At 58.3% G+C, this 7,428-nt stretch carries 5 protein-coding genes and 2 pseudogenes; 5 read left to right on the forward strand and 2 right to left on the reverse strand.

Features of this window, described 5'->3' with window-relative positions; genetic code table 11:
* Positions 1-121 precede the first annotated feature (121 nt).
* Entirely contained in the window at positions 122-502 is a 381-nt protein-coding gene (gene mvaT, locus DW49_RS0127430; protein ID WP_002554971.1) for a histone-like nucleoid-structuring protein MvaT, read from the forward strand.
* A gap of 72 nt (positions 503-574) precedes the next feature.
* On the opposite strand, the gene sbcB is transcribed toward mvaT, so the two are convergent.
* Complete coding sequence (gene sbcB / locus DW49_RS0127435) at positions 575-2,005, reverse strand: exodeoxyribonuclease I (RefSeq protein ID WP_005620212.1); 1,431 nt, start codon at positions 2,003-2,005, stop codon at positions 575-577.
* A gap of 231 nt (positions 2,006-2,236) precedes the next feature.
* On the opposite strand from sbcB, the gene DW49_RS0127445 reads away from it, so the two are divergent.
* The 4 genes and pseudogenes from DW49_RS0127445 to DW49_RS0127460 all read left to right on the forward strand — a co-directional run bounded on the left by DW49_RS0127445 (position 2,237) and on the right by DW49_RS0127460 (position 6,682).
* The gene (locus tag DW49_RS0127445) at positions 2,237-2,920 is read left to right on the forward strand and encodes an RDD family protein (protein WP_005620213.1); all 684 of its coding nucleotides are present in this window, start codon (positions 2,237-2,239) and stop codon (positions 2,918-2,920) included.
* On the forward strand, positions 2,917-3,897 hold the full coding sequence (locus tag DW49_RS0127450) for a stage II sporulation protein M (protein ID WP_005620214.1): 981 nt from the start codon (positions 2,917-2,919) through the stop codon (positions 3,895-3,897). The genes DW49_RS0127445 and DW49_RS0127450 overlap by 4 nt, the downstream gene beginning before the upstream one ends.
* Positions 3,884-5,465, forward strand: a pseudogene (locus DW49_RS01000000128975) (DUF4129 domain-containing protein). The gene DW49_RS0127450 and the pseudogene DW49_RS01000000128975 overlap by 14 nt, the downstream one beginning before the upstream one ends.
* Positions 5,462-6,682, forward strand: coding sequence for a DUF4350 domain-containing protein (locus DW49_RS0127460; protein WP_005620216.1), 1,221 nt, complete (start codon positions 5,462-5,464; stop codon positions 6,680-6,682). Before DW49_RS01000000128975 ends, DW49_RS0127460 begins: the two are co-directional and overlap by 4 nt.
* A gap of 12 nt (positions 6,683-6,694) precedes the next feature.
* On the opposite strand, the pseudogene DW49_RS0127465 reads toward DW49_RS0127460, so the two are convergent.
* Positions 6,695-7,333 (reverse strand): annotated as a pseudogene (locus DW49_RS0127465) (type II toxin-antitoxin system HipA family toxin); the annotation flags it as partial.
* Between the last annotated feature and the right edge of the window lie 95 nt (positions 7,334-7,428).

A 7,428-nucleotide genomic window follows, 5' to 3' on the forward strand; every position in this document is an offset into this window, starting at 1 on the left:
TACTTCAGACCTTCCCTAAATAATTCAAATAAAACTTTTATTTAATGTTTACTTGCTCATTTACAGTGACTATTATTGTCGCACTGTGTCCCTGCCACCCTTCACAACATAAGGTCGCCTCATGTCCCTGATCAACGAATACCGCGCCACCGAAGAAGCCATCAAAGAGCTGCAAGCCCGTTTGAAAAATCTGTCGCAAGACGACAAACTGCAAACCGAGCTGGAATTCGAAGGCAAGCTGCGCACGCTGATGGGCGAATATCAAAAATCGCTGCGTGACATCATTGCTTTGCTGGATCCGGACGCCAAGGTAAACAAGGCCCCACGTGGCGGCGCTGTTAAACCTGCCGGCACCAAGCGCGCTCGCAAGGTCAAGCAATACAAGAACCCGCACAACGGCGAAGTTATCGAAACCAAAGGTGGCAACCACAAGACGCTGAAAGAGTGGAAAGCCAAGTGGGGCAGTGACGACGTTGAAAGCTGGGCCACTCTGCTGGGCTAAGCTTCACAAGGTCGCTATACATTGCGATTGAAAAAACGCCAGCTTGCTGGCGTTTTTTATTGCCCGGCTTTTTTATAAACCCAGGCGTTTACTCAATTGAAGGGCATGATCCTGCCATTGCCGCAACACCTCCAACTGCTCTGGAGTGGCGCTAAGCGAGCATTCAGTCAGCGCGCTGGTAAAATCCTGCAAGGTAGTGGGCGCCCCCCATTCCGGGCTGCTCAGGCGCTGCCGACAGAAATCCTGCCAACGATGTTGCTCCGCGGTGCTCAAGGTCTCGGGAAAGTTGCGAGCGCGATACCTGAATAACAAATCGGGCAAGCGAGCGTCATCAAACGGCCATGCGTCACGGGCCAACTGTTCTGGCTCGGCCTGTCGAACTTGCTCGGACAACCGGCGATCGCGGTCACCGATAAAGCCATCATATAACTGTTGCTCGGGATCTTCACTTGCAACGAAGTCATCCTTGCCGTACAGAACCTGCAATTTATCCTGCCAAACTTCGCGGCTTTCACTCAACTGCGCTGCGCGCGCCTGATAGCCTGCCATGTCCAGTTTCAGACGCTGCTGATCTTCGCTGCGCAGTACGCCCAAGGGCGCGATCACCGGGCACCGGTTTATATGCAATAGTTTGAGCGGCACCGGCAATTCGCCCTCCTTCAGTGCGTCAAGCCGGGTATATAAGCGCTGCTTGAGCGTTTCAGCATCGCACTGCAACAACGGGGAATGATCCAGGTGCAGATCACAGACGATCAGCGCATTGCGATTATGCGGATGCCACGCCAGCGGCACTACCACGCCCAGATAACTGCGTGCCGCAGAAAACCGTCCGGAAATATGCACCAGAGGTTTCATCAGGTGAATGTGCTCCTGGACTTTCTGTTTGGTGCGCAACGTGAACAGGTAGTCGTAAAGCCTGGGCTGTTTTTCGCGAATCAGACGCGCCAGAGCGATAGTTGCACGCACATCGGATAACGCATCATGGGCCTGCCCGTGATCAATACCGTTGGCGGCGGTCAGGCGCTCCAGTTTGAGCGTGACTCGCCCGTCCTGTTCGGGCCAGACAATACCCTCGGGACGTAATGCATAGGCCGCGCGCACTACATCAATCAGGTCCCAGCGACTGTTACCGCCCTGCCACTCGCGCGCATAAGGATCGAAAAAGTTGCGATAAAAACTGTAGCGGGTGACTTCGTCGTCGAAACGCAACGTGTTGTAGCCGGCACCGCACGTACCGGGCGCAGCAAGCTCGGCGTGCACGCGAGTCATGAAGTCCGCCTCGCACAAGCCCTTTTCTGCCAGCGTGGCAGGGGTTATGCCGGTGATCACACAGGCTGCGGGATGGGGCAGAATGTCGTCGCTGGGCTGGCAGTAAAGATTGACCACAGGCGCGATTTCATTGAGCTCGGCATCGGTGCGAATTCCCGCCATCTGTAGCGCTCGATCGTTGCGCGGGTTGATACCGGTGGTTTCGTAGTCGTACCAGAAAATGCTGGAAGTCACGGGCTGATCCTGAACAGAAGACCCGCGAAGTGTAGGGCGTGATAGGTGTCATTGGCTAATTGGGTAAGGTCCTGCGCTCCAGGAAACGTTTTCTTACAGCTCGCGTATCAAATGGTCTGTTGCTTAGCTCCGCGGCGGTAGCTAGCATCGGCTCTGGCTTGAAGGAGCACCTTCACCCATCCAGACATGTCCACCCCTTCCCTTTTTTTGCCAAGGAATGCAGCGCTGAACATGCAACTGGACACGCGCATCGAGATCGAGACGCCAGAAGGCATCGATATGGTTCTTCGCCCCGCAGGCCTGGTGTCCCGTGCGTTGGCGTTCGGCATCGACCTGGCCATTCGTGGCGCCCTGATTGGCGTGTTCTATCTGTTTCTGCAGTTCTTCGACAAGCTCGGCATCGGTCTGGGCGCCATTGTGTTTTTTCTGGTGAACTGGTGGTACATGGTGCTGTTCGAGGTGCTGAGCCAAGGCCGCACACCGGGCAAGCGAGCCCTGGGGTTGCGCGTCGTTCACGACGATGGCACGCCCATAGACTGGTCTTCATCGCTCATACGCAACCTGTTGCGCTTCGTCGACATGCTGCCTCTGGGTTATGGATTGGGCGCGGTCACCTGCCTGAGCCACCCTCGGTTCAAGCGCCTGGGAGATCTCGCGGCCGGCACGCTGGTGGTCTACATCGACCGGCCGGTAACGCGCCCCGTCCTGCCGGAGGCGCAGCCGATTGTTGCGCCGTTTGCCCTGCATCTGGATGAACAGCGTGCAGTGCTCGGCCTGGCGGAGCGCCATGGAGAGCTGTCCAGCGCACGCATTCAGGAGCTGGCCGCCATTCTTGCCGAACCCCTGCGCATACCCGCAGGCAAAGCCGTCGCGCAGGTGAACGGCATCGCCCGCAACCTGTTGGGGCCACGATGAAGCAGAGCCTGTTTGAAACCCGTCATGAAGATGAGTGGCAACGCTTCGGGCATTGTCTTGACGCGCTGGAGCGTGGCAAGGCGGACGCCACTGCCAGCGAAACGTTTCCCGGCGACTACAGACGCATCTGTCACCACTTGGCGCTGGCCCAGGAGCGGGGCTACAGCAGTTATCTGGTCGATCCCTTGCATCAACTGGCCATGCGCGGCCACCAGCAACTTTACCGTCACCGCAGCGCCGCCGGTGCCAGGCTGCTTGGCTTCGTTCTGGCCGGCTTCCCACGCCTGGTGCGAGCCGAGTGGCGTTTCGTGCTGGTTGCCGGCCTGCTGTTCTTCGGCAGCCTGATCGGCATGGGGTTGCTGGTGTACGTTTTTCCACACCTGATCTACAGCGTCGTCAGCCCGGAACAGGTCGCTGACATGCAGAGCATGTATGACCCTTCAGCCAGCCGGATAGGCCAGTCCATCGACAGGGCCTCGGACGCCGACTGGATGATGTTCGGCTACTACATCATGAACAACATCGGTATTGCCTTTCAAACCTACGCCAGCGGTCTGCTGTTCGGGCTGGGCAGCCTGTTCTTCCTGTTTTTCAACGGATTGATGATCGGCGCGGTTGCCGGCCACCTGACCGGCATCGGTTACGGTCAGACCTTCTGGACATTCGTCATCGGCCACGGCGCCTTCGAGCTGACCGCTATCGCTCTGGCCGGGGCGGCGGGCCTGAAATTGGGGTGGGCCTTGCTAGCCCCCGGCAGGCTGACCCGCGGTGCAGCGCTGCGTGCTGCAGCCAGAACCAGCGTGCAACTGATTGGCGGGGTTATCCTGTTCCTGCTGATCGCCGCATTTATAGAGGCGTACTGGTCATCAATGACCTGGCCCGGAGCGCTTATCAAATACCTGGTGGGCACTGCCCTGTGGCTGCTGGTGGCCGCGTATCTGATCCTGGCAGGGCGTACCTTTCATGCGCCTGACTGAGTCGAACGTCGCCATACGCCCGCGTTCGCCCTGGGAAGCCATCGATCTGGGCGTGCTGCTTGCCGGTCGGCATCGCGCCTTGCTGATGGGCAGTTGGGCGCTAGTCACGCTGCCATTTTTCTGCCTGCTCAGCGTTCTGCTCTGGGATTACCCCTCGGCCGCCATTCTGTTGTTCTGGTGGCTCAAGCCTGCGTTCGAGCGCCTGCCACTGCTCATCCTGTCGCAATCACTGTTCGGTGCCACGCCGACACTCATGCAAGCGCTCAAGGCGTGGCCTGCAACCCTGAAACACCAGCTGTTGCCCAGCCTGCTATGGCGAAGGCTCAGCTTGAGTCGCAGTTTTCAACTGCCCGTGCAGCAACTCGAGCATCTGGCAGGCACAGAGCGTGCCCTGCGCATAAACCTGCTCAGCCAGAAAGACCTGCGCGCGGCACGACTGCTGACCATCGTCGGCGCGCACCTTGAGTATGCGCTGTGGATCGGGCTGCTGTTCTTGCTCTATGCCATGATCCCGCAGCAAATCCAGACCGACTGGCACTGGTTCAACCTGGTGGATGTTGAAAACCAGTGGCTCTGGATCGACCACCTGACCAACCTGTTCTATGCCTTGGCGCTAGTGCTCTGGGAGCCCATCTATGTGGCGTGCGGCTTTACCCTTTACCTGAATCGCCGTACGGTCCTCGAAGCGTGGGATATCGAACTGGTTTTCAGACGCCTGCGCCAGCGCCTGATCGGCAGCGCTTACGTGTTGTTGATCGGTGTCGGACTGGCGCTCTCGACAGCACCCGCCCCGGTCCTGGCCGATCAGCAGAGTTACAGCTGCCCGCTGCCTGAAACCGACCAGACCGAACCCGATCCGTCCCTGGCTGCACCAGACGCGCCGCGTCTTACCCATCAGACGCTGACCAGCGAAGCCGCCCAAAGCGAGATACAGGGCGTGCTGCAGCAACCTCCCTTCAAGAACATCAAGACGCAAACAGCCTGGCGTTTTCCCGAAAAGGACAAAACTTCGCGATCACGACAAACAGGGCTGGCTGATCACCTGGCTCGACCGGATCGCGCAGGCAGCTAGCAGCCTCGCCAGCCTGATCGAAGTGTTGTTGTGGGGGTTCGTCATCGGCTTGGCAGGCCTGGTGCTCTGGCACTACAGAGGCTGGCTCAAGACGTTTGTAAGGCGCACTCCCCGTAAAAAGACCAAAACCGCCCGCGTGGCGCCAGAACAGCTTTTCGGCCTGCAAGTGAGTGCAGAAAGTCTGCCTGACGATGTCGCAGGCCAGGCAGAGCAACTGTGGAACAGTCAGCCTCGTGAAGCATTGGGATTGTTGTACCGCGCGTTGCTCAGCCGCCTGCTAAGCGACTATCGGCTGCCGCTGAAAAATGCCGACACCGAAGGTCAGGTCCTGCAACGTATCGCTTCGCTCAATCAGCCCCTGCTGAGTGAGTTCAGCCAGAACCTGACCGTGCATTGGCAAAACCTCGCCTATGGCCATCGCCCGCCGCCGCCTCAGGCCCGGCAGGAGCTTTGTGACGGCTGGCGTCGCCTGTTCAATGCGGCGGTGAAGGCATGAGTAAGCGTCTCGGAATACTGTTCTGGCTACTGCTGGCCCTGTTGTTGCTGACCGGCGCGGGGCTTTATCTGGGCCGAAATCTGGAGCGTTATGACAAGACGGTCGATGAGGGCCCTTCTCCAGAAGCGAGGGCCAACCCTTGGCTGGCGGCTGAACACTTCCTGCGCGGCCGTTCGCTGGAGGTGACGACCACCGACACACTGGCGCAACCGCCCGATCCGGGTCAGCGCACACAGACCCTGCTGCTGCTCAATGACCGGGCAAGCATGACGCCCGCGCAAACCGAGCAACTGCTGAACTGGGTCACATCAGGCGGGCATCTGCTGTTTGTCGCTGAACAACTCTGGGACGAGCAAAAGGGCCGCAGTGGCGATCTGCTGCTCGACAGGCTGCAGATTCATCAATACCTCAGCAAAGACATCAATGCACAGGATCAACAGCTGAGCGACGCACAGCCCATGCTGCCCATCCCGTTGATGACACCCGCGCCCAAACGCAAAAAGACGCCCTGGCCGGAATTGACCCGTCTGTACCTTGAAAACGAACGCGCCCCGGCCTACATGAGTTTCGACCCGGCGTTTCACCTGGAAGACCCGGAGGATCACGCGCAGTCCTGGGCCAACAGCGCCGACGCCACGCACTTGTTACAGATCAGCCGTGGCAAAGGGCTGATCACTGTTGTGACTGACGCCGACCTGTGGAAAACCCACTCCATTGGCGAACATGACAATGCCTGGCTGCTCTGGTATCTGACTCAGGACAGCAACGTGACCATGGTGCTGGAAACCGATCACGACACCTTGCTGACCCTGCTGCTGCGCAATTTTCCTCAGGCGCTGCTGGCACTGGCCTTGCTGATTGGCGTGGGCCTGTGGCATGTCGCCCTGCGCGAAGGCCCGCTACGCAAGCCAGCGTCGCTCGCTCGCCGTCAACTAACCGAGCACCTGCGGGCCAGCGCCGAATTCCTGCGCAGGCGCAGCGGCCAGCAAACACTGCTCAAGAGCCTGCAGCAGGACATCCTGCGCCGCGCTCGCCAGTTGCATCCGGGTTTCGAACGGCTGGTGATCGCCGAGCAATGGCAGGTGCTTTCGCGCCTCACCCGGTTACCCACCAGCGCCATCAGCGACGCCCTGCGCCCTCGCCCGCCTCAGCGCCTTTCACACAGTGAATTCACTCGTCAGGTGGCACAATTGCAGACGCTGAGGAATGCCCTGTGATCAGTGACTTGACTACCTGGCTTTAAGATCCAGAAGCTGCGTTCTTGAAATACCGAAAATCACTTCCTCACGTACTCCCGCAGCGGCTGCATGCTCTGGCCACAGCTTGATCGCTTCTCTAACCTGCTCAATCACCGGCTCTGGGTTAAATCGCCCAATCTGCTTAGCGACTTCACGCAAATCAGCGAGGGTAAAACCCTCACGCTTGCCGTTAATGCTCATTTGGTGACTTGACACCCAAGGCGAGTCAGCTCTGTACGACCACGCCACGTCATAGGCTGGCGACAACACCCACTCGCCAGTCTGGTCCATTGAGGCTGAGAAATTCTTCGTGTGATCGTCGTTGTTACAGCCCATGACGTTGAAGACCATTCGACGATAGAACTCGATAGCATCAGCCCTGGCCAGCTTAAGCCTGCGCAAAACCTGAAACCCCTCCTCATAGCTAAACGCGCCGGGCTTCGTAAAGTCTGCGTGGGCCAATGCACACAGCGTCTGGACATGGAATTTCTCGCCCTCGTCTGTCCTGTCAAATCGTCGAGTGCAAAAATGAGCCCGTTCATTTTCCTGAATAAGTCGGCACTCGGTCATATCAATACCGGCCAGCTTCACAAGCTCAGAATAGGCGTACTCGATCCGGCCGAACCCTAGTGTACTGTTTTCGAAAAAATCAGCCACCAACTAACGGAAAATTCAAATCTTATCAATAGCTTAGCTTGCAGGTTATGGGTAACTTATTTCGAAAA

Origin of the sequence: Pseudomonas avellanae BPIC 631 (genome assembly GCF_000444135.1) — a bacterium.
Lineage (GTDB): Bacteria > Pseudomonadota > Gammaproteobacteria > Pseudomonadales > Pseudomonadaceae > Aquipseudomonas > Aquipseudomonas avellanae.

Excerpts from the sequence above, each read along its gene's own strand:
- DW49_RS0127445 (WP_005620213.1), top strand. The coding sequence starts at position 2,237 with ATGCAACTGGACACGCGCATCGAGATCGAGACGCCAGAAGGCATCGAT.
- mvaT (WP_002554971.1), top strand. The coding sequence starts at position 122 with ATGTCCCTGATCAACGAATACCGCGCCACCGAAGAAGCCATCAAAGAG.
- DW49_RS0127460 (WP_005620216.1), top strand. The coding sequence starts at position 5,462 with ATGAGTAAGCGTCTCGGAATACTGTTCTGGCTACTGCTGGCCCTGTTG.
- DW49_RS0127450 (WP_005620214.1), top strand. The coding sequence starts at position 2,917 with ATGAAGCAGAGCCTGTTTGAAACCCGTCATGAAGATGAGTGGCAACGC.